General features: G+C 72.2%; 21 protein-coding genes. 10 read left to right on the top strand and 11 right to left on the bottom strand.

The window, feature by feature from the left end; genetic code table 11:
- Positions 1 to 28: 28 nt before the first annotated feature.
- Positions 29 to 2,116, top strand: coding sequence for a SpoIIE family protein phosphatase (locus ABT070_RS09440; protein WP_351757008.1), 2,088 nt, complete (start codon positions 29 to 31; stop codon positions 2,114 to 2,116).
- 31 nt (positions 2,117 to 2,147) lie between these two features.
- Positions 2,148 to 3,011, top strand: a complete 864-nt coding sequence (locus tag ABT070_RS09435; RefSeq protein WP_351757007.1) for an Fpg/Nei family DNA glycosylase — start codon at positions 2,148 to 2,150, stop codon at positions 3,009 to 3,011.
- A gap of 113 nt (positions 3,012 to 3,124) precedes the next feature.
- Here ABT070_RS09435 and ABT070_RS09430 read toward each other — a convergent pair whose 3' ends face one another.
- From ABT070_RS09430 to ABT070_RS09420, 3 genes are all read right to left on the bottom strand, one after another.
- Complete coding sequence (locus tag ABT070_RS09430; protein WP_351757004.1) at positions 3,125 to 3,787, bottom strand: zf-HC2 domain-containing protein; 663 nt, start codon at positions 3,785 to 3,787, stop codon at positions 3,125 to 3,127.
- Between the two features lie 141 nt (positions 3,788 to 3,928).
- Complete coding sequence (locus ABT070_RS09425) at positions 3,929 to 4,444, bottom strand: hypothetical protein (RefSeq protein WP_351757001.1); 516 nt, start codon at positions 4,442 to 4,444, stop codon at positions 3,929 to 3,931.
- A gap of 156 nt (positions 4,445 to 4,600) precedes the next feature.
- A complete protein-coding gene (locus ABT070_RS09420; RefSeq protein WP_351756999.1) occupies positions 4,601 to 5,149 on the bottom strand; it encodes a sigma-70 family RNA polymerase sigma factor in 549 nt (182 codons plus the stop codon).
- A 222-nt stretch (positions 5,150 to 5,371) separates the two neighbouring features.
- Here ABT070_RS09420 and ABT070_RS09415 point away from each other — a divergent pair, with 222 nt between their 5' ends.
- Positions 5,372 to 6,523, top strand: a complete 1,152-nt coding sequence (locus ABT070_RS09415) for a CapA family protein (RefSeq protein WP_351756997.1) — start codon at positions 5,372 to 5,374, stop codon at positions 6,521 to 6,523.
- Positions 6,524 to 6,556: 33 nt separating this feature from the next.
- Here the strand turns inward: ABT070_RS09415 and ABT070_RS09410 are convergent, their stop codons facing one another.
- Positions 6,557 to 7,030 (bottom strand): universal stress protein, encoded by a 474-nt coding sequence (locus tag ABT070_RS09410; protein ID WP_351756995.1) that lies wholly within the window; start codon positions 7,028 to 7,030, stop codon positions 6,557 to 6,559.
- Positions 7,031 to 7,118: 88 nt separating this feature from the next.
- Between ABT070_RS09410 and lysX the strand changes: the two genes are divergently transcribed.
- Together lysX and ABT070_RS09400 are read left to right on the top strand one after the other, a co-directional pair.
- Positions 7,119 to 10,385 carry a bifunctional lysylphosphatidylglycerol synthetase/lysine--tRNA ligase LysX gene (gene lysX, locus ABT070_RS09405; protein ID WP_351756992.1) on the top strand — a complete coding sequence of 1,089 codons (3,267 nt, stop codon included), beginning with the start codon at positions 7,119 to 7,121 and terminating at the stop codon, positions 10,383 to 10,385.
- A 115-nt stretch (positions 10,386 to 10,500) separates the two neighbouring features.
- Positions 10,501 to 11,340, top strand: a complete 840-nt coding sequence (locus ABT070_RS09400) for a polysaccharide deacetylase family protein (RefSeq protein WP_351756989.1) — start codon at positions 10,501 to 10,503, stop codon at positions 11,338 to 11,340.
- Positions 11,341 to 11,373: 33 nt separating this feature from the next.
- Here the strand turns inward: ABT070_RS09400 and ABT070_RS09395 are convergent, their stop codons facing one another.
- On the bottom strand, positions 11,374 to 12,042 hold the full coding sequence (locus ABT070_RS09395) for a class F sortase (RefSeq protein WP_171400940.1): 669 nt from the start codon (positions 12,040 to 12,042) through the stop codon (positions 11,374 to 11,376).
- A 333-nt stretch (positions 12,043 to 12,375) separates the two neighbouring features.
- Between ABT070_RS09395 and ABT070_RS09390 the strand changes: the two genes are divergently transcribed.
- Positions 12,376 to 12,882: a hypothetical protein gene (locus tag ABT070_RS09390; RefSeq protein ID WP_351756986.1), complete on the top strand. Its 507-nt coding sequence runs from the start codon at positions 12,376 to 12,378 to the stop codon at positions 12,880 to 12,882.
- Positions 12,883 to 12,992: 110 nt separating this feature from the next.
- On the opposite strand, the gene ABT070_RS09385 is transcribed toward ABT070_RS09390, so the two are convergent.
- From ABT070_RS09385 to ABT070_RS09375, 3 genes are all read right to left on the bottom strand, one after another.
- Positions 12,993 to 13,529: a hypothetical protein gene (locus ABT070_RS09385; protein ID WP_351756983.1), complete on the bottom strand. Its 537-nt coding sequence runs from the start codon at positions 13,527 to 13,529 to the stop codon at positions 12,993 to 12,995.
- Between the two features lie 233 nt (positions 13,530 to 13,762).
- The gene (locus ABT070_RS09380; protein WP_351756981.1) at positions 13,763 to 14,527 is read right to left on the bottom strand and encodes a bestrophin-like domain; all 765 of its coding nucleotides are present in this window, start codon (positions 14,525 to 14,527) and stop codon (positions 13,763 to 13,765) included.
- A 21-nt stretch (positions 14,528 to 14,548) separates the two neighbouring features.
- Positions 14,549 to 15,190: a hypothetical protein gene (locus tag ABT070_RS09375; RefSeq protein WP_351756978.1), complete on the bottom strand. Its 642-nt coding sequence runs from the start codon at positions 15,188 to 15,190 to the stop codon at positions 14,549 to 14,551.
- Between the two features lie 285 nt (positions 15,191 to 15,475).
- Between ABT070_RS09375 and ABT070_RS09370 the strand changes: the two genes are divergently transcribed.
- The 3 genes from ABT070_RS09370 (at position 15,476) to ABT070_RS09360 (ending at position 19,865) form a co-directional block, all read left to right on the top strand.
- Positions 15,476 to 16,453, top strand: a complete 978-nt coding sequence (locus ABT070_RS09370; RefSeq protein WP_351756975.1) for an SCO0930 family lipoprotein — start codon at positions 15,476 to 15,478, stop codon at positions 16,451 to 16,453.
- 467 nt (positions 16,454 to 16,920) lie between these two features.
- A complete protein-coding gene (locus tag ABT070_RS09365; RefSeq protein WP_351756972.1) occupies positions 16,921 to 17,733 on the top strand; it encodes an SAM-dependent methyltransferase in 813 nt (270 codons plus the stop codon).
- Positions 17,730 to 19,865, top strand: a complete 2,136-nt coding sequence (locus tag ABT070_RS09360; protein ID WP_351756969.1) for a putative bifunctional diguanylate cyclase/phosphodiesterase — start codon at positions 17,730 to 17,732, stop codon at positions 19,863 to 19,865. Before ABT070_RS09365 ends, ABT070_RS09360 begins: the two co-directional genes overlap by 4 nt.
- A gap of 90 nt (positions 19,866 to 19,955) precedes the next feature.
- Here ABT070_RS09360 and ABT070_RS09355 read toward each other — a convergent pair whose 3' ends face one another.
- Positions 19,956 to 20,801 (bottom strand): LysR family transcriptional regulator, encoded by an 846-nt coding sequence (locus ABT070_RS09355; RefSeq protein WP_351756967.1) that lies wholly within the window; start codon positions 20,799 to 20,801, stop codon positions 19,956 to 19,958.
- 123 nt (positions 20,802 to 20,924) lie between these two features.
- On the opposite strand from ABT070_RS09355, the gene ABT070_RS09350 reads away from it, so the two are divergent.
- Positions 20,925 to 21,809 (top strand): NAD(P)H-binding protein, encoded by an 885-nt coding sequence (locus ABT070_RS09350; protein ID WP_351756964.1) that lies wholly within the window; start codon positions 20,925 to 20,927, stop codon positions 21,807 to 21,809.
- A 15-nt stretch (positions 21,810 to 21,824) separates the two neighbouring features.
- Here the strand turns inward: ABT070_RS09350 and ABT070_RS09345 are convergent, their stop codons facing one another.
- Both ABT070_RS09345 and ABT070_RS09340 read right to left on the bottom strand, forming a co-directional pair.
- Complete coding sequence (locus tag ABT070_RS09345; RefSeq protein WP_351756962.1) at positions 21,825 to 23,288, bottom strand: APC family permease; 1,464 nt, start codon at positions 23,286 to 23,288, stop codon at positions 21,825 to 21,827.
- Positions 23,289 to 23,444: 156 nt separating this feature from the next.
- Positions 23,445 to 24,329 carry a LysR family transcriptional regulator gene (locus ABT070_RS09340; protein WP_351756960.1) on the bottom strand — a complete coding sequence of 295 codons (885 nt, stop codon included), beginning with the start codon at positions 24,327 to 24,329 and terminating at the stop codon, positions 23,445 to 23,447.
- Between the last annotated feature and the right edge of the window lie 61 nt (positions 24,330 to 24,390).

Genomic DNA, 24,390 nt, shown 5'->3' with positions numbered 1-24,390 from the left:
ATCGGACAAATCCTGGCAAGGTGGCCCCATGGTTGATCGGGGAGCGAGCGCCCTGTCCCTCCCGGACGACTGGCCCGCCCACCCGGATCCGATCCTGGCGCTCAACCGCATGGGCAGCTTCGACTGGGACCTGGACTCGGGGCAGTTCCACATGGACGCCCGGGCCCACGAGATCTTCGACCTGCGGCCCGACGAGTACGACGGCAACCCCGGGACCCTCGCCGTCCGGGTCCCGGCGGCCGAGGGCATCCGCCTGGACGAGCTGGTCGCCCAGGCCATCAAGGACGGCAGCGAGAACTACGGCGCCTACTTCCGCATGCGGCTGCGCGACGGCACCCTGCGCTGGACCCACACCCAGGGCTACATCCGGCGGGACGGGACCGGCCGGCCGCGTCGCATCGTGGGCATCGTGCGGGACGCGACCGACGAGCTCAGCGATCTCGCCGCCCGCCGCGACGAGGCCGCCCTCGACGACGCGCGCCGTGAGCAGACCAACGTCGTCCAGCTCACCACGGCGGCCCTGGCGCACGCCCGTACCGTGCGCGACGTCATCGACGTCCTCAAGGACACCCACGGACTCACCCACCTCGGCGCGACCAGCCTCGTCATGGGGCTGGTCGAGGCCGGCCGGATCCGGCTGATCGCCGAGGGGCCGGAGGGCAGCTTCGTGCCCGGCACGCTGGTCACCCGCCTCGACGAGCCCTACCCGATGAGCGAGGTCGTGCGCACCCTCACCCCGCGGTTCATCGAGTCGCCGCAGGAGTTCGCCGACGGTTACCCCGTGCTGTGGCCGCACCTCACCGATCTGAAGATCACCTCCGCGGCCTATCTGCCGCTGATCGTGCAGGCCCGCCCGATCGGCGCGATGGGCCTGCTCTACAGCGACCGGCGGGGCTTCACACAGGAGGACCGCAACATACTCGTCGCCCTCGGCAGCAGCATCGCGCAGAGCCTGCAGCGCGCGATGTTCTACGAGCAGGAGAAGGACATCGCGCAGGGCCTCCAGCAGGCCATGCTGCCGCGCACCATCCCCAGCGTGCCCGGCGCGGACGTCGCCGTCCGCTACCGCGCCGCCACCATCGGCGGCTCCCTGGGCCGGGACATCGGCGGCGACTGGTACGACCTGATCCCGTTGCCCGGCGGCCGGGTCGGTGCCGTCATCGGCGACGTCCAGGGCCATGACACGCACGCCGCCGCCGTCATGGGCCAGCTGCGCATCGTCCTGAAGGCCTACGCGGCCGAGGGCCACACCCCGGCCACCGTGATGGCCCGTGCCTCCGTCTTCCTGCACGAGCTCGACACCGACCGCTTCGCCACCTGCCTGTACGCGGAGGCCGACCTCTCCACGGGGGTCGTCCAGGTGGTCCGCGCCGGGCACATCGACCCCCTGCTGCGCGGCCTCGACGGGACCTGCCGGCGCGTCCCGGTGCCCGGTGGGCTGCCGCTCGGTCTGTCCGCCGAGTTCGGCAGCCTCGAGTACCCGGTCGGCACCGTCGAGCTCGACCCCGGGCACACCCTGCTGCTGTGCACCGACGGTCTGGTGGAGCAGCCGGGCGCGGACCTCGACGACGGCATGCGGGCCCTCGCCGCCCTGATCGCCGCGGGCCCCGAGGACGTCCGGAAACTGGCCGACCAGCTCATCGAGGTCGCCGAGGAGCGCGGCGGGGACGACGACGTGGCCCTGCTCCTGCTGCGCAGGCGCGGCCCGGACAGCCCCCGGGCCGGGAACCGGCTCCAGCAGCATGTCGCCCCCGGCGACCCGGAGGCCCTCAGCGAGGCCCGGCACATGATCCGCGCGGCCGTGCGCACCTGGGGCGTGTGGGACCGCGCCGACGAGGTCGAACTGGTCGCCGACGAACTGATCACCAACGCGCTCATGCACACCGAGGGCGCGGCGATCGTGACCCTGCGGGTGCTCACGGGCACCGAGCACCGGCTGCGCGTGGAGGTGGAGGACTCCTCCAGCGCCCTCCCGCGCCGTCGTGAGGCAGGCGAGTCGGGGGTCTCCGGGCGGGGCCTGCTGCTGGTGGACCTGCTCACCGACGCCTGGGGCGTGGAGGCGCGGGGCGGCGGCAAGTGCGTGTGGTGCGAGTTCGTGCTGGCGGAGCGGACCTGAGCACTCCGGTTGCGGATGGCACTCTGGACGTATGCCGGAACTCCCCGAGGTCGAAGCGCTCAAGGACTTCCTGGCCGAGCATCTCGTCGGCCACGAGATCGTCCGCGTGCTGCCCGTCGCGATCAGCGTGCTGAAGACGTACGACCCGCCCGTCACCGCCCTCGAGGGCCGGGAGGTCACGGCCGTGCACCGGCACGGCAAGTTCCTCGACCTGGCGACCGGTGACGGCCCGCACCTCGTCACGCACCTCGCCCGCGCGGGCTGGCTGCACTGGAAGGACAGGCTCCCGGACGGTCCGCCCCGCCCCGGCAAGGGGCCCCTGGCCCTGCGGGTCGCCCTGGAGACGGGAGCGGGTTTCGACCTGACGGAGGCCGGCACCCAGAAGCGGCTCGCGGTCCACGTCGTCCAGGACGCCGGGCAGGTCCCCGGCGTCGCCCGGCTCGGTCCCGACCCCCTGGCCGCCGACTTCGACGAGGCCCGCCTCGCCGCGCTGCTCGCGGGTGAACGGCGCCGGCTGAAGGGCGCGTTGCGCGACCAGGGCCTGATCGCCGGCGTCGGCAACGCCTACAGCGACGAGATCCTGCACGTGGCGAGGTTGTCCCCGTTCAAGCCGACGGCCACCCTGACGCCGGAGGAGACCCACACCCTCTACGAGGCCCTGCGGACCACGCTCACCGAGGCGGTCGAGCGCTCTCGGGGCCTGGCGGCGGGACGTCTGAAGGCCGAGAAGAAGAGCGGCCTGCGCGTCCACGGCCGCACCGGCGAACCCTGCCCGGTCTGCGGCGACACCATCCGGGAGGTGTCCTTCAGCGACTCCTCGCTCCAGTACTGCCCCACCTGCCAGACGGGCGGCAAGCCGCTGGCGGACCGGAGGATGTCGCGACTGCTGAAGTGACCCGCCGGCCGGACGGTACCGGCCTCAGCCGTCCCGTCCCCCCCCCACACACACACACACGCACCGAGGCCCGCGTCGACACCGAAGTGACCTGAACTCACTCCGTGCCGGCGTCAGTGGGCCTCGAGCGTCACCAGGTGCTCTCCGGCCGAGGTGCGCAGCTCGTAGCGGACGATCTCGTCGGGGTGCCAGGCCGCGGCGCCCTGCATGGTGTTGGGGCGGGCGTCGTGCTTGGGGACGTTCCAGCTGGTGACCGTCTGCTCGGACCCGTCGAGGCCGATGGCGATCAGCCGGCAGGAGCGGGGGCCCGCCCCGTCCTTGACCTCGAGTTCCACATGGCTGCCCCACGCCTCGTTCTCGGTGGTGACCTGCGCCCACACCCCGGACTTCTCGTCCGTCGCGGTGACCTGTACGGCGCTGTCGCCCTCGGCGCCGCCGCCGCTCGCCAGCATCGCGATCACGGGGCCGGCCAGGGCGACCACCACCGAGGCGGCCACGGCGTAGAGAACCCGCCGGCGCACGGCCCGGTGCCGGGCCGCCACCTCGCCCAGCAGCCGGTCCAGCAGCTGCGGGCCGGGCCCGGCGAAGGGGTGCACGGCGCGCGGGGTGGCGCGCCGGTAGAGCATCATCTGCCGTGCGGTGGGGCCGAACTCGGTGACCTGCGCCGCACACTGAGGACACTCCATGAGGTGGTCCTCGAAGCGGAAGGCTTCCGCTTCGTCCAGCACGCCGAGCGCGTACGCGCCGACGTCGCGATGCCTTTCCAGGGACCTCATGCCGAAACCTCGTGCCTTTGAGTGCCAGTGGGGTTACTCCTTGCTCCCACCGGTACGCACCCGGCCGTCGAATCACTCAAGCCACGTACCGAATCGTGACCCAGATGTTCGGAGCGGACCGGTCCCCGGATTGGTGTGAATCTAAAAAAGATGAATCGCCAGGTGGCCGAGGGGCAGTCCGAGCTGCCAGGCGGGTGTCCAGACCTTGGGTCCGTCGTCCTCGCCGACCACCGGCGCACCGCCGGGAACCGCGTTGAGATCGGGAGCGAGCAGCTCCGTCTCCTCCAGCCAGCGCCAGGCCGCGGCCGCCAGGTCGAGGTCGGGAGCCGGTGCGTCCGACTCGGCCGCCTCGGCCTTCAGTTGAGACATACGTTCGTCGACCCAGTTCTGCCACGGCTGGTCGTACGCCGTGAGCGAAAGCCAGGTCTCGAGTTGGGTGACGACCCGGATGCCGGGGAGTTCGCCGTCGGTGTCGGACAGGAAGATGGTGAGCGCCAGGGCGTCGCGCCCGGCGCGGAACTCGAAGGACGTCGGCGGCATCAGATCGCCGGTCCGCAGCAGTTCGTCGGCGATGTACTCGGCGTACAACCAGGCCATGGGGACGGTGAGTTCACCGCCGCCGGTGCCGTCCGTGCTCTGGTGACCTCTGTGCAGCATCCCTTCCTGCCTTCCTCCGGTGCTTGCGCTCGCCCGTTGCCGGGACGCTGGGGACCCGGTCACCGGGCCCCATCCGGAACACGGATAAGGACACCCGATTACTCAAAGGGGGTCCACGGCAAGGCGCTTTACGGAGGCTTGACCCAGTCGTGGGTTTCAGCGCAGGTCGGCCGCGTATCCCGGAAGCACCCGGCGCAGGGCGCGCAGTGCGTAGTACGCGCGGGACTTCACCGTACCGGGCGGAATTCCGAGGGCTTCGGCGGCCTCCGCCACACTGGCCCCCTGGAAATACACCAGCACCAGTACTTCACGGTGCTCCGGAGTGAGTGTCTTCACAGCCTCGCGCACATCGAGGGTGGCGGCCGCCCGCTCGGCGTGGTCGGCGCAGACGGGCGTGTTCTCCAGCACCGCGTCCCCGACCTCGGCGGGGCGTGCCTGCCGGGCCCGCCGCGCGTCGATCGCGAGCCGCCGACCGACGGTCAGCAGCCAGGGCCGCACGGAGTCGAAGGCGTCGGCGCGCAGGGCCTCGGGGTGCTGCCAGGCGCGTACCAGGGTCTCCTGGGCGAGGTCCTCGGCGCGCTGGCGGTCGCCGTCGCACAGCCTCAGCAGCAGCGCGAAGAGCGGCCTGCCGTGCTCGCGCTGGAGTGCGGCGAGCTCGTGCTCGGCGGTCGTCGTCCGGGCGTTGAGGGTGGTTCCGGCGGTCATGGGCGTATGGCACCGCAGTGCGCCGGTTCGGGACAGGGCACGCACACGGATCTGCGGCGGACGGTCGATCGCGTCGACGAACGGTTCGACGAACGGTCCGGGCTACGCCGATCGCGGGCATCGGCCCTGGACGAAGGGAGTGCCGGAGCGGACCGCCGCCTCCCATGGATTAGTACTGACCCATGCGTAAATATGACAATTCATGGGAAATGGGGTGACCCGGTGATCGCCCGCAGACATCAGGTGGCCCTGGCCCTGACGGCCCTCCTCACCTCGGCCGCCGCCTGCCAGGCCCACGACCACGGGCCGACCGAGCGGCCCGGCCGCCCGGCGCCGTCCGCCGCCCGAGGCTTCACGCTCGTCGCCTCCGGCGACATCCTCCCGCACACCACCGTCATCGACCGCGCGGGCTTCGACGCCGGGGGCACCGGCTACGACTTCCGTCCGATGCTCGCGGGCGTCGAACCCCTCGTCTCCGGCGCCGATCTGGCGCTGTGTCACATGGAGACGGTGTACGGCGCCGACGGCCTCTACACCGGCTACCCGGACTTCAGGTCCCCGCCCGAGATCGCCGCGGCCCTCGCCGCCACCGGCTACGACGGCTGCTCCACCGCCTCCAACCACAGCCTCGACGACGGCGCCCCCGGCGTGCGGCGCACCCTCGACGCGCTCGACGCCGCCGGCGTACGGCACGCGGGCACCGCCCGCACCGAGGCCGAGGGCAACTCGGTCACGCTCCTGCGCGCGGGCCCGGCGAAGGTCGCCCACCTCGCCTACACCTACGACACCAACGGCCATCCCGTCCCGCAGGGGCAGCCCTGGACCGTCAACCTCCTCGACGAGAACCGGATCCTCGCCGACGCCAAGGCCGCCCGGAAGGCGGGCGCCGACGTGGTCGTCGTCTCCGTGCACTGGGGCACCGAATGGCAGGACGCCCCGGACGACCGCCAGCTCACCCTCGCCCGCACCCTCACCGCCTCCCGCACGGGCGGCCGCCCCGACATCGACCTGATCCTCGGGACGCACGCCCACGTCCCCCAGGCGTACGAGAAGGTCAACGGGACCTGGGTCGTCTACGGCATGGGCGACCAGATCGCGGGTGAGATGTTCAACCACCAGGGAGTCCGGGACGCGCGCGGCAACCAGTCCACCGTCGCCCGTTTCACCTTCGCCCCGCCCGCCCGGTCCGGCGGACGCTGGGAGGTGCGCAAGGCCGAGTTCGTGCCGCAGCTGTTCGACATCGACGCCGGCCGGGTGGTCGACATCGACAAGGCCCTCGCCCAGGGCGCGGGCGTCGAGGGGGTGCGCGACCGGATCAGAGAGGTCGTCCTCGGCCGGGGCGCGGCGAAGGACGGGCTGGTGATGGGGAAGTGAGCCGGGAGTAGGCGCGCACGGGGTGGCCGGGGGCTACGGCACCACCGTCACCGGCCACCGGCCCGCCTTCACCAGCCGCACCGCGACGGACCCCACGATCCGGTGGCCGGCCTGTTCGGAGGCGCCCACCACCACCGCGTCCGCCTTGAGCTGGTCCGCCGCCTTCACGAGACCGCCGTAGGGGTCGCCGTGGAAGGTGTGGAACTCCCAGCGCACGTCGAATATCCCCCGGGTGCGCTCGGTGGCCTCCCGGATCTGCGCGACCAGGTCCTGGGCGATCTCGTCGGTCGTCTCCGCGACCGGCACCCCGAGCGCCGCGCCCGCCGCCAGCACCGGCTGCACGTACACCACGGCGAGCAGCGCGTGCTGCCGGCGGGCCAGTCCACCGGCGTAGGCCGCGGCCCGTAGTGAGGGGTCGGAGCCGTCGACCCCGACGAGGATGACCTTGGGTCCGTCCGTGCCCCGCTCGAACTGGTGCGCGGGCTGCTGCGAGTGCTGTTCCGTCACGGCGCAGAGGCTATCGGAAGCCGCAGGTCCGGCCGGTGCGCGGGCCGCTCGACGGGCGGTACCGGCCCGGTGTTCCTAGAGTCGGAACATGAGTGCCACCGTGGAGACCGCCACGGCCGGGGGCATCCCGGGCCCGGCGCGGCGGCCCGCAGGCCGCTTCCTGGGCCGGGTGCCCGAAGGCTTCGCGACCTTCTTCGGCGCCCTCGGCCTGCTCTGCGTCCTGCTGGCCCTGATCCCGCCGCTGCGCCGCCTGCTGCGCCCGGTCGTCCGCTTCCTGGACCTGCTGATCGTCCCGGTCAGCGCCAACCTCGCCTACGCCGTCTTCCTCTTCCTGCTGGCCGCCGCCACCGCCGCCCGCAAGAAGGTCGCCTGGTGGCTGGTCGTCGTCTACCTCGGCCTGCTCGTCCTCACCGACATCCTCGGCGTGGCCGCCGGCCTGTACGGGGAGTCCGTCCCGTCCCTGGTGGTGTGCGCGCTCGCGCTGGCCCTCCTGGTCGTCGCCCGCGGCGAGTTCTACGCCGCCTCCCGCCGCGCGGCGGTCCGGCGGGCGCTCGCCGTCCTGCTCGTCGGGCTGGTCCTGGCGATCCTCGTGGGCTGGGGCCTGGTGGAACTGTTCCCGGGCACCCTGCCGCAGAGCCAGCGCCTCGGCTGGGCCGCCAACCGGGTCCTCGGCGGTCTGGTCTCCGCCGGCTCCTTCGACGGCCGGCCGCCGCACGCCCTCTTCTTCCTCCTCGGCCTCTTCGGCGCCCTCGCCCTCCTGAACGCCGCCGCCACGCTCTTCCGCTCCCAGCGGATGGAAGCGGCCCTGCACGGCGACGAGGAATCCCGCATCCGGGGCCTGCTCAAGGCCTACGGCGACCAGGACTCCCTCGGCTACTTCGCCACCCGGCGCGACAAGGCCGTCGTCTTCTCGCCCAGCGGCAAGGCCGCCGTCACCTACCGCGTCGAGGCCGGTGTCTGCCTCGCCAGCGGCGACCCCGTCGGCGACCGCGAGGCCTGGCCGCACGCCATCGCCGCCTGGCTGGACGCGGCCCGCCTGCACGCCTGGGCGCCCGCGGTGATGGGCGCCTCCGAGGACGGCGCGAAGGCCTTCGCCCGCGCCGGACTCGGCGCCCTCCAGCTCGGCGACGAGGCGATCCTGCCGGTCGCCTCCTTCGACCTCGGCGGCCGCGAGATGCGGGTCACCCGGCAGGCCGTGAACCGGGTGCGGCGCACCGGCGCGAGCTGCCGCGTCCGCCGCCACTCCACCCTCACCGACCAGGAGATGGAGGAGGTCCTCGGCCGCGCCGACGCCTGGCGCGACACGGAGACCGAACGCGGCTTCTCCATGGCCCTGGACCGCCTCGGCGACCCCGCCGACGGCGACTGCCTCCTCGTGGAGGCACTGGACGGCGACGGCCGCCTCCTCGCCCTGCTCTCCTTCGTCCCCTGGGGCCGGGACGGCATCTCCCTGGACCTCATGCGCCGCGACCGCTCCGCCCCCAACGGCGTCATGGAGTTCATGGTCGCCGACCTGTGCGCCGCCGCTCCGAAGCTCGGCGTGCGCCGGATCTCCCTCAACTTCGCCGTCTTCCGCTCGGCCTTCGAGGAGGGCGCCCGGATCGGCGCCGGACCGGTCCTGCGGCTGTGGCGCCGGCTGCTGCTGTTCTTCTCCAAGTGGTGGCAACTGGAGGCCCTCTACCGCTCCAACGCCAAGTACCACCCCGAGTGGTACCCCCGTTTCCTCTGCTACGCCGACGCCGGCTCCCTCGCCCGGGTCGGCCTCGCCTCCGGCATCGCCGAGGGCTTCGTCTCCGTACCCTCGCTGCGCAAGCTCTGGGGCAAGAGGAACTCCGCGGGCGGGCCCCGCCCCGCCACCACCGAGAGCCTGCCGCCGTCGGCGGCGCTCGGCCTCGACGGAGGGGACGAGGCCGGGGACACCGGTCCGGACGCGGGCCTGCCCGAGCAGGTCCGCGTCCGGCACCGCAAGCTCGACCGGCTGCGCGCCGAGGGCATCGACCCCTACCCGGTGGGCGTCCCGCTCCGCACCCACACCCTCGCCCAGATCCGTACGGGGGAGACGGTCACCGTCGCCGGCCGGATCATGCGGGTACGCGACTTCGGCGGCATCGTCTTCGTGACCCTGCGCGACTGGTCGGGCGACCACCAACTCGCCCTCACCCACGAAGCCCTCGGCTCCTTCAGGGCCGACACCGACCTCGGCGACCACCTCGTCGTCACCGGCACGGCCGGGACGAGCGACCGGGGCGAGCCCACCGTCTTCGTCGCCTCCTGGCAGCTCACCGCCAAGTGCCTGCGCCCCCTGCCCGACAAGCGCCGCGGCCTCACCGACCCCGAGGCCAAGGTCCGCATGCGCTATCTCGACCTGGTCGCGAGCCCCGCCGCCCGCGATGTCGTCCGCGCCCGCTCCCACGCCGTACAGGCGCTGCGCCAGGGCCTGTTGGAGCGCGGCTACCTCGAGGTCGAGACCCCGATGCTCCAGCAGATCCACGGCGGCGCCAACGCCCGCCCCTTCACCACCCACATCAACGCCTACGACCTCGACCTCTATCTGCGCATCGCCCCCGAGCTGTATCTCAAGCGGCTGTGCGTCGGCGGCCTGGAGAAGGTCTTCGAGATGGGTCGCACCTTCCGCAACGAGGGCGTCTCCTACAAGCACAACCCCGAGTTCACGATGCTGGAGGCCTACCAGGCGTACGCCGACTACGACGTGATGCTCGACCTGGTCCGCGAGCTGATCCAGGGCGCGGCGACGGCCGCCTTCGGCTCACCGGTCGCCCGCAAGGACGGACGGGAGCACGACATCTCGGGGGAGTGGCCGGTCCGGACGGTCCACGGCGCGATCTCCGAGGCCCTCGGCGAGCAGATCGACGCCGACACCGAACTGACGGTCCTGAAGCGGCACTGCGACCGTGCCGGAGTCCCCTACACGCCGGACGACGGCCGGGGCGACGTCGTCCTGGAGATGTACGAACGCCTGGTCGAGGAGCGGACCCAACTCCCCACCTTCTACAAGGACTTCCCCACCGACGTCTCCCCGCTCACCCGGCAGCACCGTATCGACCCGCGGCTCGCCGAACGCTGGGACCTCGTCGCCTTCGGCACCGAACTCGGCACCGCCTACTCCGAGTTGACCGACCCGGTCGAACAACGCCGACGTCTCACCGAACAGTCCCTGCTCGCCGCCGGCGGAGACCCCGAGGCGATGGAACTCGACGAGGACTTCCTCGACGCCCTCGAGTACGCGATGCCTCCGACCGGCGGCCTCGGCATCGGCGTCGACCGCCTGGTCATGTTCCTCACCGGCCTCACGATCCGCGAGACCCTGCCGTTCCCGCTGGTACGACACCGCTGATCCGGACCTCTTCAACTGTTCGGACCGACCGTGACTGCGCCGGGCGGGTGGAATCGTGCCGCCGGTCCGGTGTCGGTGTGGTGGGTCGGGGCCCGGCCGGGCGACTGATGACTGCATGAAGAAGGATCAGTTGTTCACGCGCCGCCGGGCGTTGCTCGCCGGCGCCGCCGCCGTCGGAGCGGCCGGCACGGCCGGAGTGTTCCTGTGGGGCGAGGACGGCGGGCCGGTCCGGGCCGCCGCCCCCGCCGCGGGCGCCCCGGCGCAGAGCCTGCCGCTGAAGCCCTCCGCCTACCGCCTGCAGCCGCTGACCGGCTACGGCCCCCCGCGCACCGTCCCCGGCCGCACCCCGGTGCGCCGCGAACCGCTGCTGAAGATGACCGGCCGCGGCCGCACCATGGTGCTGACCTTCGACGACGGACCCGACCCCCGCTACACCCCCGGCATCCTCGACACGCTGGCCCACTACGACGTGCGCGCGATGTTCTTCGTGTGCGGGGAGATGGCCGCCTCCCACCAGGACCTGCTGGGACGGATGGCCGACGAGGGCCACGTCGTGGGCAACCACACCTGGTCCCACCCCCTGCTGACCGGCCTCACCCGCCGTCAGATCCGCTCCGAGATGTCCCGCACCAGCGACGTCATCGAGGAGGGCTACGGTGAGCGGCCCCGCTGGTTCCGCGCCCCCTACGGCGCCTGGAACCGTGCCGCCTTCCAGCTCGGCGCCGAACTGGGCATGGAGCCGCTCGCCTGGACGGTCGACACCCTCGACTGGACCGCCCCCGCCGCCGCCACCATCGTCCAGCGGGTCGAGAACGGCGCCGCCCCCGGCGTCGTGGTGCTCTCGCACGACGCCGGGGGCGACCGCTCGCAGAGTGTGCGGGCACTGCGCGCCTATCTGCCCCAACTGCTGGACTCCGGCTACCACATCACCGTCCCGCAACGGCGGTACACCTGAGGTGAGCCCCCCGCCCGCCCGGCCGGGAACCGCTCAGCGGACCTCGGCCAGGCGGGCGAAGGCGACCACGTTCCCGTCGTATCCGTTCGCCTTGGAGAAACCGCCGCCACAGGTGATGACCCGCAATTCCGGGGAGCCCTTGGAGGCGTAGACACGGTCGCCGGGGAAGTTGTTCTTCTCGAACACCTCGATGCCGTAGATCTCGAAGACCGCCGTCTTTCCGTCCCCCCGCGACACCTCGACGCGATTTCCCTTCTTCAGGGCCCCGAGACCGTAGAAGACGGCCGGTCCCAGCTTGTTGTCGACATGACCGACCACGACCGCGGTCCCCTTTTCGCCGGGCGAGACGCCCCCGGTGAACCAGCCGGCCAGATTCGGGTCCTCCGGCGGCGGCGCGCCGACCCAGCCGTCCGCGTCCAGGCCGACCGACGTGACCGGCGCGTCCACCCGGATGGCGGGGATCCGGACCCGGTCCGGCACGGCATAGGGCAGCGGTGCCGGGGTCCGGCCGAAGGCGCCGGCGGTGCGACCGTCCGCGGCCGCCGCCGACGCGGGCTGCGGCGGGCCGATGTCGAACTCTCCCGACCCGTTCCGGATGAGCGCGAGACCGGTCAGCAGAACAAGCGCTATGACGCCCCACGGGGCGCGCTTCCGCCGCCGCTCCTCTTCTTCCGCCACCTCGGACAGCTCGTACGCAGGCATTCGCCATCCCCTTTCGACGCGGCCGTCACCGCGTCCCTTCGCGCATACGAGAACGCTAAGTCCCCGGGCGGGAACCGGCGACGGGGCAGCAGCGAACGGGTGGCTCCGAGGTCTTTCGGTGCGCCATCCGAGTTGCCGACGGAAGGAATTTTCTGACGGTCCGTGACCTGCGGCAATATCCGATTGTGTGCATTTCGCTCGGCGTGTCCTCTCACCAGGACGGACCATTCCCGAAATGCGGGCGCGTGCACGGCATCTGAGGGTCGTTTCGGGAGGTGCTTTCTCGCCGACATGCCGGGGACGGGCCCCGGGGCGCCTTCCGCGGAGGATCACATGCGCATCACTCGTGTTCTGGCGGTCTCGGCGGCCTCGGTCGCCGCGGTCGCCTCTCTCGGCGTCACCGCCCCGGCCGCCGTCGCGCGCGACGGCATGGGCGCCAACCCCAGCAACATCGTGGCCCTGCCCGCCGTCATCGCCCGCGGTGGCCAGATGACGGTCACCGTCGACGGCTGCCCGGCCGGCGGCACCATGACCTCGGCGGCGTTCCCCCAGGCCAACCTGACGCCGATCAACGGCGCCAACCAGACCGCCAAGGGGACGGCCACCATCAACGACAACGCCCGGCCCGGCACCTACGACATCACCGTCAACTGCTCCGGCCGGACCCTGACCCGGCCGGCCGCCTTCACCGTCATCGGCGGTGTCCGCGGCGGTCTCGGCGGCAGCACCACCACGGGCGCCACCCCGACCGACATGGCGATCGGCGGCGGCCTCGTCGCGGCGGCCCTGGTCGGGGGTGGTCTGTTCTGGATGCGCCGCCGCGCCGAGCGCCGCGTCTGAGGTCCGCCCCGAAGGGGATCGCACGTCGCACGTGACACGGGCCTTCGCCCCGGTCCCGCCGGGATCCGGGGCGAAGGCCCGCGCACGGTACGGTCGTCGGCGGCGGGCCGTCAGCCGTCCTCGCCGGCGCGGCGCCGCGAGAAGTAGTACGCGGCGCCGACCGAGCCCACGATGAGCGCGGCGCCCAGCCCGATCTCCTCGAGGTCGAACCCGGCGACGGTGCCGCCCTCACCGGCCTGCACGCCGCGCTGGACCGGATAGGGCACCGGCGTGAGGTCGACCGGACGGCCGTCGGCGATCGTCAGCTCCTTGACGGCGCTGATCCCGCCGCAGGCGAACGTCACCCGGTACGTGGCGCCCGCCCTGGCGTCCCGGTCGACCCTGGCCACCGCGGAGGAGGACCCCCGGGGGATGACGACCGCGTCGAACACGCCCGAGGAGACCGTCACGGAGCTCCGGCAGCCACTGGCGTTGCGGTCCACCTGGAGACTGACCTGTCCACCCGCCGCGATCGTCGAGGGCAGCACGCTGTAGCCGTTGGACATGACGTAGTGGTTGTCGTCGTCGCTGGCGACGGCGGCGGGTGCGGAGAAGGTCAGGGCGGTGACGCCCAGCAGTGCGGCCGAAGCGACGCGTATCGCGCGCATGGTGGATCCTCCGGTCCCCGAGGAGCAGCTGCGGACCTTTTTCCGCTTGCGCCATAAATGCACCTCGATGACCGAAACGCTAGGAACATGTGTGCGCTCCCGCGCGCGCAGTCGCGCGAATGGGGCAAGCGTGTGGGCCGCTCAGGGGATGCCGTTCCCGCAACCGGGGGACGGTGACGGCGTGGCGGTCGTCCCCCTTCGCGGGAGCGTGCGGTGAGCGGGCGTCAGCGACGTCAGTCCTTGACGCCGGGGAACAGATGGAGGAACGGTTCCGCCGACGCGGTGACGCCCCGGCTGTAGGGCGCGTCGAAGTCCCAGATGAGGAAGAGCAGAAACGCGATCAGCGCGGAGAACAGCCCGGCCAGCACCAGTTCGCGGGGGGTGCGTCGGATCTGCAGCGCGAAGACCATGCCGATGGTGATGGCGGCCCCCGCCAGCAGCCCGAACCACACCACGCCCGGCATGGTCGCCCCGGTCGACTCGGCGCGGGCGTTGCGCGCCTGGTCCGCGGCGGCCATCTGGTCGAGCAGCGGCTGGTAGGCCTGCGCCTGGAAGTCGGACGCCGGCTCGTAGTCGGTGACATCCACCCGGACCCGCTGGAGGAGCTCGTCGCCGCGTTCCGTCACCTCGCCGTCGTCGGCCATCGTCTTCCACTCGGTGGTGACGACGTGTCCGACATAGGCGTTGACATCCTCCCGAATACGGTCACGGGCATCGGCGGGGTAGACGCGTACCCGCTCCGAGATCTCGTGGAGCGCCTGCGCCTCGGCCTGGACGTGGTCCTGGGCGACACTGCGCGCCTCCCAGACGCCGGCGATGGCCAGGCCCAGGACGATGGCGTACACCACGCCGATCCACATGGTCATGTACTCGATGACGTCCGGGGTTTCGGAGGGGTCCTCGTCCTCGGGCGCCCTGCGGTGCCGTAGGAGGGTGATGACGACCACCACCGCGCAGGCGGCGAGCATCGCGAGGGTGAGAACAAGCCATTCCGGCAAGAGATGCCTCCAGGGTCGGCACTAGCGCGGCCGCAGCGCGGCGACGGCGATCACCGCGGGCACGGTGACGAGCAGGACGTAGGTGACCGGCGACTGGCCACGGCGTACCGGTCGCTGCTGCACCGAGGCGTGGTACGCCGGGTAGCTCACCGGGGTCGCGGACGGGCGTGGCGTGGGCGTGGGCGTGGGCTTGGGCTTCGGCGTCGGCTCGGGGGCGGGTGGGGGCGGCGGAGGCGTGGGGGCCGACCGGGGGAGCGGCGGGGCGGGGCGGGGCGGAGCCGGCGCCGGTGGCGGTTCCGGGCGCGGCTTCGGCGCTTGCGGCCTGGGCTCGGGAGGCGGTGGCGGTGGGGGCGTCGGCTTCGGGGGCGGGGTGGGAGCCGGGGTGGGGGTGGGGCTCGGCGTCGGCTTGGGCGGGGGCTTCGGCTTCGGCGGGGTGGGGGGCGGGGTGGGCGTCGGTGTCGGTTCCGGGCACACCGGGGGAGTCGGCCAGGAGTGACTCCCCGCGACCGCCACCGCCTCGGTGCCGTCCGGGCCGGTCGAGGCGTACGCGCACGCGTCGGCCGCGGCCACCCCGGCCGGGACGGCCGCGAGGATCCAGACCGCGGTCACCAGGGCCAGGGTCCTGGTGACGAGGGCGGATCGGGTCGGTTCGGGTCCATGCACGACGGAGATCATGCGGCGTCTCGTACCGGCCCACGCCCACGCCCGGTGAGGATTGCCCCGAACGGGGGAAGTTCGCGTCCGCAGGTTTGCCGGGCGGTGCGTTCGCGCATGCGGCAGGCCGTGCGCGTGTGCGATCCGGCGGCCCGGTCGCGGCCGGCGTCACAGGTCGCGAAAAGAATTCTGTGCCGTGTTTGAACACAACGACCGTCACCATGCGTACTCAGTGCCGTGCGGTGGCGCAGCAGGGCGCTGCAACACTTTGTGACGATCGGGGAGTTGTTGACGATGAAGACCACCTGGCGGAGCGCCTCACTTGCGGCGAGTGCTGTGGCCGTGCTGGCGCTGACGACGGCGTGCGGTTCTGAGAGCGGCACGTCGTCGAGCCAGAACGTCGGGGCCACGGCTCCGGCCGGTGGCATCGCGGGCGTCGGCGTGGGCACGGGCGTCGGCAGTGGCGTCGGCTCCGGTGCGAGCGCCAGTGCGACCGGAGGGGCCGCCGCGCAGGGTGCCGGCGAACTGGCCATCACCGCGAACGGCGAACTCGGCAAGATCCTTACCGACGGCGGCGGCAAGACTCTCTACCGTTTCGACGCGGATACCGCGGAACCCCCGAAGTCGAACTGTGACGGCGACTGCGCGACCGCCTGGCCGCCGGTCTCCGCCGATGACATCTCCGCCGGCGACGGCATCGACAAGTCGCTGCTGGGCGAGGTCACCCGCACCGACGGCACCAAGCAGCTGACCGTTGCCGGCTGGCCCGCGTACTACTACGCCAAGGACGCCAAGGCCGGTGACACCACCGGTCAGGGCGTGGGCAACAAGTGGTTCGCGCTCACCCCCGAGGGCAAGAAGGCCAAGTCCGGCTCCGGCTCGTCCTCCGAGTCCGGCACCGAGCTGGCCGGGCTGTCCGTCCGCAAGGACGCCAACCTCGGTGAGATCGTCGTCGACAAGAACGGCATGACGGTCTACCGCTTCCTGAAGGACAAGGCCTGGCCCGAGCCGGTGTCGAACTGCAACGGCGCCTGCCTCGAGAAGTGGCCGGCCGTCGCGCCGGTCGCGTTCAACGAGACCGAGGGCATCCAGGAGAAGGGCTACATGAACTTCACCCGGTCCGACGGCACCAAGCAGCAGACGATCAACTGCTCGCCGATCTACACCTTCTCCGGTGACAAGTCGCCCGGCGACATCAACGGCCAGGGTGTGGGCGGCACGTGGTACGCCGTCGCGCCGAACGGAAAGCTGGTCGGAGCGCCGGCGCAGTAGAGGTCACCTCCCCAGGGCTGATCCCGCAGCTGCCCCATCGCGCACGACCGTTGGTCCGCCCCCTCCGCGCCGCACGGAGGGGGCGGACCGTTGTGCTTGCCCGTTCCGCCGTTTGCCGCTCCGCGTTCCGCCGTCCGCCGTTCCGCGGTGCGCCGTTCCGCCGCTCCGCGTTCCGCCGTCCGCCGTTCCGCGGTGCGCCGTTCCGCCGCTTTGTCGGTCCGCCGTGCTTGTCCGGGTGCCGCTTCCTGTGCGTAGACTTTCGCCGCCCCGCGGACCGCTCCGGAACCCTTCGGAACTCTCCGGAACGACCCGGGCACCTCAAGTAGCCCCGAGGGGGGCGTCGATTCGGCACGTGCCGCAGGCAGTGACCGGGAACGGACGGTCAATTTCCGTTTCTACTCGCCCCTTTGGCGGGCGATCAGTAGCCTCAGCTCGAACACCGGATCGCCTACGCCTTGGAGAGATAGATGGAGCGACCCGCCTGGGCCCCTCGGAGCATCGACATCTCGGTGCCGAGCGTCTCGCGGATCTACGACCACTACCTGGGCGGCTCGCACAACTTCGAGGTCGACCGGGAAGCAGCCCGCAAGGCCATGGAGTTCATGCCGGGACTTCCGAAGATCAGCCAGGCGAACCGGGCGTTCATGCGCCGCGCCGTGCGGTACGCGGCCGACGAGGGCGTCACCCAGTTCCTCGACATCGGCTCCGGCATCCCGACCTTCGGCAATGTGCACGAGGTCGCCCAGGCGGTGAGCCCCGAGGCGCGCGTGGTCTACGTCGACCACGACCCGGTGGCCGTCGCGCACAGCCAGGCGGTGCTGGCCGGCAACGCCGACGCGGATGTCGTGGCCGCCGATCTGCGCAAGCCGCAGGAGATCCTGAGCAGCCCGCAGGTGACGCGACTGATCGACCTGGACCGGCCGGTGGCGCTGCTGCTCGTCGCCGTACTGCACTTCGTGGAGGACGCGGACGACCCGTTCGCGGCGGTGAAGGAACTCACCGCCGCGCTCGCGCCCGGCAGTCTGCTCCTGCTCACCCATGCCTCGTACGAGGGAATCCCACTGCCACCGGAGCGGGCCGGGGGCGCCGTGGACGTGTACAAGGACATCCGCAACCCGCTGATCATGCGCTCGCGTGACGAGATCGCGCGGTTCTTCGAGGGGTACGACATGGTGGAACCCGGACTGGTGCCGATGCCGCACTGGCGGCCGGACACGGCGCCGGAGGACGAGGACCCATGGGCCCTCTCCGGTTTCGCCGGCGTGGGGCGTACGGCGTGACCGCCGAGCCGGACGGGCCGGAGGACAGACTGCGGCGGTTCGCGACGATCTGGAGCCGGGCCGTGTTCCCGGTGACCTCGACGTCGCTGACCCGGTCCGAACTGGAGGAGGAACTCCTGCCGCTGGCCCGGCGGTTGCGCGGGGCGCTGCTGGAGCGCGCCTTCGACGCCGACACGGGAAAGGCGGTGGGCACCGCCCTCGTCGACGCGCACTGCACCGACCCCGAGGCACTCAGCCGCTCCCTCGACTGCGTCGACGCCTATCTGGTGCTCTACTGCGGCGAGAACGGCCCCCAGGAGGATCTGCGCGCCCGCGCCTCCCGGCTCCAGCACGCCATGGCGGCCGGCTACGCGCAGGCGCTGCGTGAGCGCACGCTCGCCGAACAGGAGGCCATCGCCCAGGCCGCGCTGCGGGCCCAGGGCGTGGTCGCGCAGGCGCTGCACGCGAGCGAGGCCCGCTTCCGCGCGGTCTTCGAGGGCGCCGCGATAGGAATCGGCATCGCCGACCTGGAAGGCAACGTCCTCCAGGTCAACGGGGCGCTGCTGCGCATGTTCGGCGGCTCGGAGCAGACCCTGCGCCGCCGCAAGGTCCAGGACCTGACCCATCCCGAGGACGCGCCCCAGACCTGGAAGCTGTACGACGAGCTGGTCCGCGGCGAACGCGAGCACTACCACACGGAGAAGGCGTTCAGCCGCCCCGACGGAACGGCCCTGTGGACCAATCTGACGGTCTCCCTGCTGCGTGACGCGGACGGCGCCCCGCAGTACTCGCTGGCCCTGATGGAGGACACCACCGAGCGCCGGCTGCTCAACCTCCGGCTGCGCTACGAGGCCACCCACGACGCGCTCACCGGCCTGCCCAACCGCACCCTGTTCTTCGAACGCCTGGAGAAGGCGCTCGGCGCCGGCGAGGGACAGCGCTTCGGGCTGTGCTACCTCGACCTGGACGGCTTCAAGACCATCAACGACAGTCTCGGGCACGCGGCCGGCGACCGGCTGCTCGTCGAGGTCGCCGACCGGCTCCAGTCCTGCGCGACCGCGCCCGGTGAGATGGTCGCGCGCCTCGGCGGCGACGAGTTCGTCGCGCTGACCACCGGCCCCGACACCCGCGCCGAGGTCGACGAACTGGCCGCGCGCATCATGAACGCCCTGATCGCGCCGGTGGGCATCGACGGCCGGGAGCTCACCGTGCGCGGCAGCATCGGCATCGTCGAGGGCCCGGCGGGGGAGCGCAGCGCGGCGGAGGTGCTGCGCAGCGCCGACATCACCATGTACCGGGCCAAGTCGGCGGGCGGCAACCGCTTCGAGCTCGCCGACCCGGAGGCCGACGCCCGCGCGATCACCCGGCACGGGCTGACCACGGCGCTCCCGGCGGCCCTCGACCGGGGCGAGTTCTTCATCGAGTACCAGCCGCTCGTCCACCTCGGCGACGGCAGTGTGCGTGGCGCGGAGGCCCTGGTGCGCTGGCTGCACCCGCAGCACGGGGTGCTCGGCCCCGACCGGTTCATCCCGCTCGCCGAGCACACCGGGCTGATCGTGCCGCTGGGCCGCTGGGTCCTGGAGGAGTCGGTCCGCCAGGCCGGCGCGTGGCGGGAGCGGGGCGGCGACACGGACGCCCTCCGGATCAACGTCAACCTCTCCCCGTGCCAGCTCACCCATCCCGGTCTGGTGCAGGACACCGTCGACATCCTGGAACGCGCGGGTGTCGCTCCGGAGGCCCTGTGCCTGGAGGTGACGGAGTCGGCGCTGATCGGCGCCGACGACGACCTGCTCAAGCCGCTGCGCCGGCTGGCCGAGATGGGCGTCGACATCGCCCTGGACGACTTCGGCACCGGCTACTCCAACCTGGCCAACCTGCGGCGCCTCCCGGTGAGCGTGCTCAAGCTGGACCGCTCCTTCACCCAGGGCATGCAGCAGTTCCCGGCGGACCCCGTCGACCTCAAGATCGTCGAGGGGATCGTCTCGCTCGCCCACAGCCTGAACCTCGCGGTCACGGTGGAGGGCGTGGAGACCGGCGCGCAGGCCGAGCAACTGCGGATACTGGGCTGTGACACGGCCCAGGGCTGGTACTACGCCCGCCCGGGCCCGCCGGACCGGCTCCACGACCTGGCCCTGGTGGACGCGACGGGCTGACCGGACGAATCGGTCGCGGGCCGCGGGGGTCGCCCGTGAAGACGGACGGGTGACCCACGGGAACGACGACGCAGGGTGGGCTCGGCGGACTCAGCCCGCCTCCCGGGCCCGGGCGTCCTCGGCCACCGACACGGCCGCCCGGACGAGCGCCGCCGTCGCCGTCGAGCGGGACTGCTGGGGCCACGCGACGGCGAGGACGGCAGGGGGCGCGTCCAGGACCGGGCGGTAGACGACGCCCGGCCGGGGATAGCGGCCGGCGACGGACGCGGGCAGCAGGGCGACGACCTCGCCCAGGCCCACCAGCGTCAGGAGCTGGGCGAGATCCTGGCCCCTGCCGCGTACCTCGTCGATGTAGCGGTGCACCTCGTCCGGGCGCAGTCCCAGGTCGCCGACGCGCAACGCGGCCCGGGCGGCGAGCGGATGACCCACGGAGAGGGCGGCGACGCGCGGCTCGGCGGCCAGGTCCTCCGTGTCCAGGCCGGTGCGGTCGTACGGCTCGTAGACCAGGGCGACATCGGCCTCGCCCCGGCACAGCAGCCGGGACTGCTCGTGCCAGGCGCACAGCCGGACGGCGACCGGCAGCGCCGCGGGGTCGGAGGCGTACCGGGCGAGGATCGCCTCCAGGAGTCCGGCGTCCCCGTCGGCCTTCACCGCGAGCGCCAGCTTCGGCTCGGGGGCGGCGGCCCGCCGGGCCCGGCGGCCCGCGGCCTCCAGCGTGGCGAGCGCGAACCGGGCCTCCACCAGCAGGACCTCGCCCGCCGGGGTCAGCGCCACGCTGTGCGTGGTCCGTTCGAACAGGACCGCCCCCAGCTCCGTCTCCAGTTGGCGGATCGCCCGGGAGAGCGGCGGCGGTGAGATGCCCAGCCGCTCGGCGGCGCGGGCGAAGTTGAGCTCCTCGGCGACGGCGACGAAATAGCGCAGCGGGCGGGACTCCATGAGCGGCCCTCCGTTCGGTATTGCCCTGAGGGTAACAACCGCGAGCGGATCGGTCCTTCAGTTCGGACGCGCGGGGCAGCAGGCTCGACGTCGTACCGACCGACGCAATCCCTGGAGCTTTTCATGATCGTCGTCACCACTCCGACCGGCCAGATCGGCCGCGAGGTACTGTCCCGGCTGCTCGACGCGGGGAACGGCGCGACACCGGTCCGGGTGATCGTCCGTGACCCCGCCCGGCTCTCCCCGCGCACCCGTGGACGCGTCGAGGTCGTCCGGGGGTCCCACGCCGACCCTGCCGTCCTGAAGGAGGCGTGCGCGGGCGCCGACCGGATCTTCTGGCTGGTGCCCCCGACGCCCGGGGCCGACAGCGTCGAGGGCCACTTCCGCGCCTTCACCGAGCCGCTGTGCGAGGTGATCGCGGGCCAGGGCGTCGAACGGGTCGTGGCCGTCTCGACGCTGGGCCGGGGCGTCGCCGAGAACGCCGGGCCGATCTCGGCGTCCCTCGCCATGGACGAGGCGATCGCCGCCACGGGCGTGCACTACCGGGCGCTGTGTCCGCCGGCCCTGATGGAGAACCTGCTCCGCCAGACGGCCTCGATCCGCGACGAGGGCGTCTGGTCCGAGGCGCTCGAACGGGACCGCGTGGTGCGCACCTGCGCCACCCGCGACGTCGCCGCCGAAGCCGCCCGGCTGCTGCTCGACGACTCCTGGACGGGGTACGGCGACGTACCGCTGGTGGGCCCCGACGAGCTGACCCCCGAGGGCATGGCCCGGGTCGTCTCGGAGGTGCTGGACCGTCCCGTGCGGGTGCGGCAGATCACCGTCGCCGAGCAGAAGGCGAGGCTGACGGGCTTCGGCGCCTCGGAGGCCTGGGCGCAGGGCGTCGCCGACATGACGCACGCCCAGAACACCCAGGGTTTCTACGGCGCAACCCGGCCCAGCACCCCCGACACCGCACCCACGGACTTCCGCCGGTGGTGCGAGGAGGTGCTGAAGCCGGCGCTGTGAGGCCGGGGCGTGGGCTCAGGGCCCGCTGACGCGCGCCTCTCCGGGCTCGGCCTCCAGTGCCTCGCGATCGAAGATCAGCAGGCCGAGGAAGAAGAGCCCGCCCGCGGCGAGCAGCCCGACCACGATCAGGACGGGCACGAGCGCTTCCGCGGGCGAGGCCAGCACGAACAGTGAGGCGACCGACCACACCAGCGCGCAGATCGCGACCGGCAGTTCGAAGCGGCCGAGGTGGAAGGCCCCCTCGCGGCGGTCCAGTCCTCGGCGCACCGCCAGGTAGAGAACGATCGTCGAGCAGTAGATGAGCGCCGGCAGGATCGTCGACGCCGTGATCAGCTTCAACAGCGCGGCGCCGGGCAGCGCGACCATGAGAACGACTCCCAGGAGGAAGATCAGGACGGTCGCCGGGACGGGCGTGTGCGTGCGGGGGCTGACCCGTCGCATCAACCGGTGGGCAGGGAAGCGTGCGTCACGCGACATGGCGAAGACGATCCGCGAGCACGCGGCCATCACCACCATCCCGGCGCCGAAGAACGCGAACGAGATCGCCGCCAGAAGCACTCTCTCCATGACCGGACCGAGCTGGTCGCGCATGATCGCCGCGACCGGGGAGTCGCTGGCGGTGATCCGTGGGATGTCCTTGATCGCGACGGTGAGGGAGATCAGGAACAGCATTCCCAGCAGTCCGGCGGCCACGACGGACCCCACGATCGCGCGCGGTACGCTCCGGTAGGGGTCCTTGGCCTCCTCGGCCAGGTTCGCCGCGGCGTCGAAGCCGACGAGCGTGGCGAGACCCATGATCATCGCAGCCATCAGGCCGCCGCCCACACCGAAATAGTTGTGGGCGTGCAACGTGACCCCGCGCGAGGCGAGGTTGGCGGTCGTGCCGTCGCCCGTGACCGCCACCGCGACGATGAGCGCGATCCCCACCACGATGACCAGCACCACCTCGAGCCCCACCGCGGTGGTGTTGATCAGGCTGACGATGCGGGTCGAGGCCACGGTCAGCACGGCTTGGACGAGCAGCACCACGAGCGTGATCAGCCGCGCCGTGTCCTCGTCCGGCGTCATGCCGAAGAGCGGCATGAACGCCTGACTGGCGAGCGCGTCGTCCACCGCCACGACCGCGATCGCCAGGTAGCAGAACGTCAACCAGCCGAAGCCCCAGCCGATCTTCGGGTCGGCCAGCCGCGAGGCCCATTGGTAGGACGAGCCGCTGAGCGGGATGCGAGCGGCGAGCTGCGCGACCACCAGCGCCACCAGGGTCTGTCCCACCGCGGCGACAGGCCACAGCCACAGCCCGACCGGCCCCGCGTTCTGCAGCACGTCGTCGTACGTCCCGAAGATGCCGACCGCCACCGAGATGAACGCGAACGAGATCGCGAACACCTGAAAGGAGCCGAGCGACCGTTTCAGCTCCTGCTGATAGCCGCCGCGCTCGACGGAACTCTCGTCGGACCGACCCTCGGAGGCCTCGGCCACCTCGGTCACCTCACTTTCCGGCAGGCCCCGGTGGCCATCCGGAAACCATCTATTTCATGGCAGGTGTCGCATTCCTCTCAGGCGTGCCGTACGTCGATCCCCTATGGCGTGTTTGCGGTATTCCATCCAGATAAGTCACAAGAAAGGAAGGTGGCCTCATCGTTCCAGCAGCATCCGCTGGAGTTCGCGGGCCGCCCGGGGCGGGGCCACGTCGCTGCGGTGCGCGAGGGCGATCGCGCGGTGCAGGCCGGGCCGGGCGAGCGGAGTGACCCGCAGTCCCCGGCCCGAGCGGGCGGCCACCATCCGGGGGACGACGGCCACCCCCAGGCCTGCCCGGACGAACCCGAGCACCGCGTCCATCTCCCCGCCCTCCACCGCGAAGTCCGGCTCGAACCCCTCCGCCCGGCACGCGGCCACGGTCAGTTCCCGCAGGTCGTAGCCGTGCCGGAACATCACCAGGCGCTCGCCCTCCAGGTCGGCGATCCGCACGGTCCGCCGCCCGTTGCCCGGCCGGGAGGCTTCCGGGGAGGACACCACCACCAGGTCCTCGCGCAGCAGCTCCACCGTCGTCAGGGCCGGGGACGGGGTCGGCAGCGGCAGGACGACCAGGGCGAGGTCGAGGGCGCCGCGGGCCAGCTCCCGGACGAGGTCGTGCGAGCCGCCCTCCTCGATCAGCAGCCGGATGCCCGGATAGCGGTCGTGGAAGGCGCGCAGCACGTCCGGCAGCAGACCCGTGCACAGACTCGGCGTCGCCCCGAGCCGCACCCGCCCGCTGCGCAGCTGCACCAGCTCCTGCACCTCGTACCGCGCGGTCTCCGTGTCTGCGAGGATCCGCCGCGCGAGCGGCAGCAGCGCCTCGCCCGCGTCGGTGAGCTTGATGTTGCCGCGCGCCCGCAGGAACAGATCCGCTCCCAACTCCCGCTCCAGCGCCTTGATCTGCTGCGACAGCGAAGGCTGCGCGACATGCACGAGCTCGGCGGCCCGGGTGAAGTGCCGGGTCTCGGCGACCGCCACGAAGTACTGGAGCTGCTGGAACTGCATGCCCCCAGACTACGTCGGCGATAGCCGGAGCCTATGGAATCAAGGTCAACCATGTCTTGGA

Source organism: Streptomyces sp. NPDC002884 (assembly GCF_040295245.1).
Lineage (GTDB): Bacteria > Actinomycetota > Actinomycetes > Streptomycetales > Streptomycetaceae > Streptomyces.
This window is presented reverse-complemented; position numbering and strand designations above follow the sequence as displayed.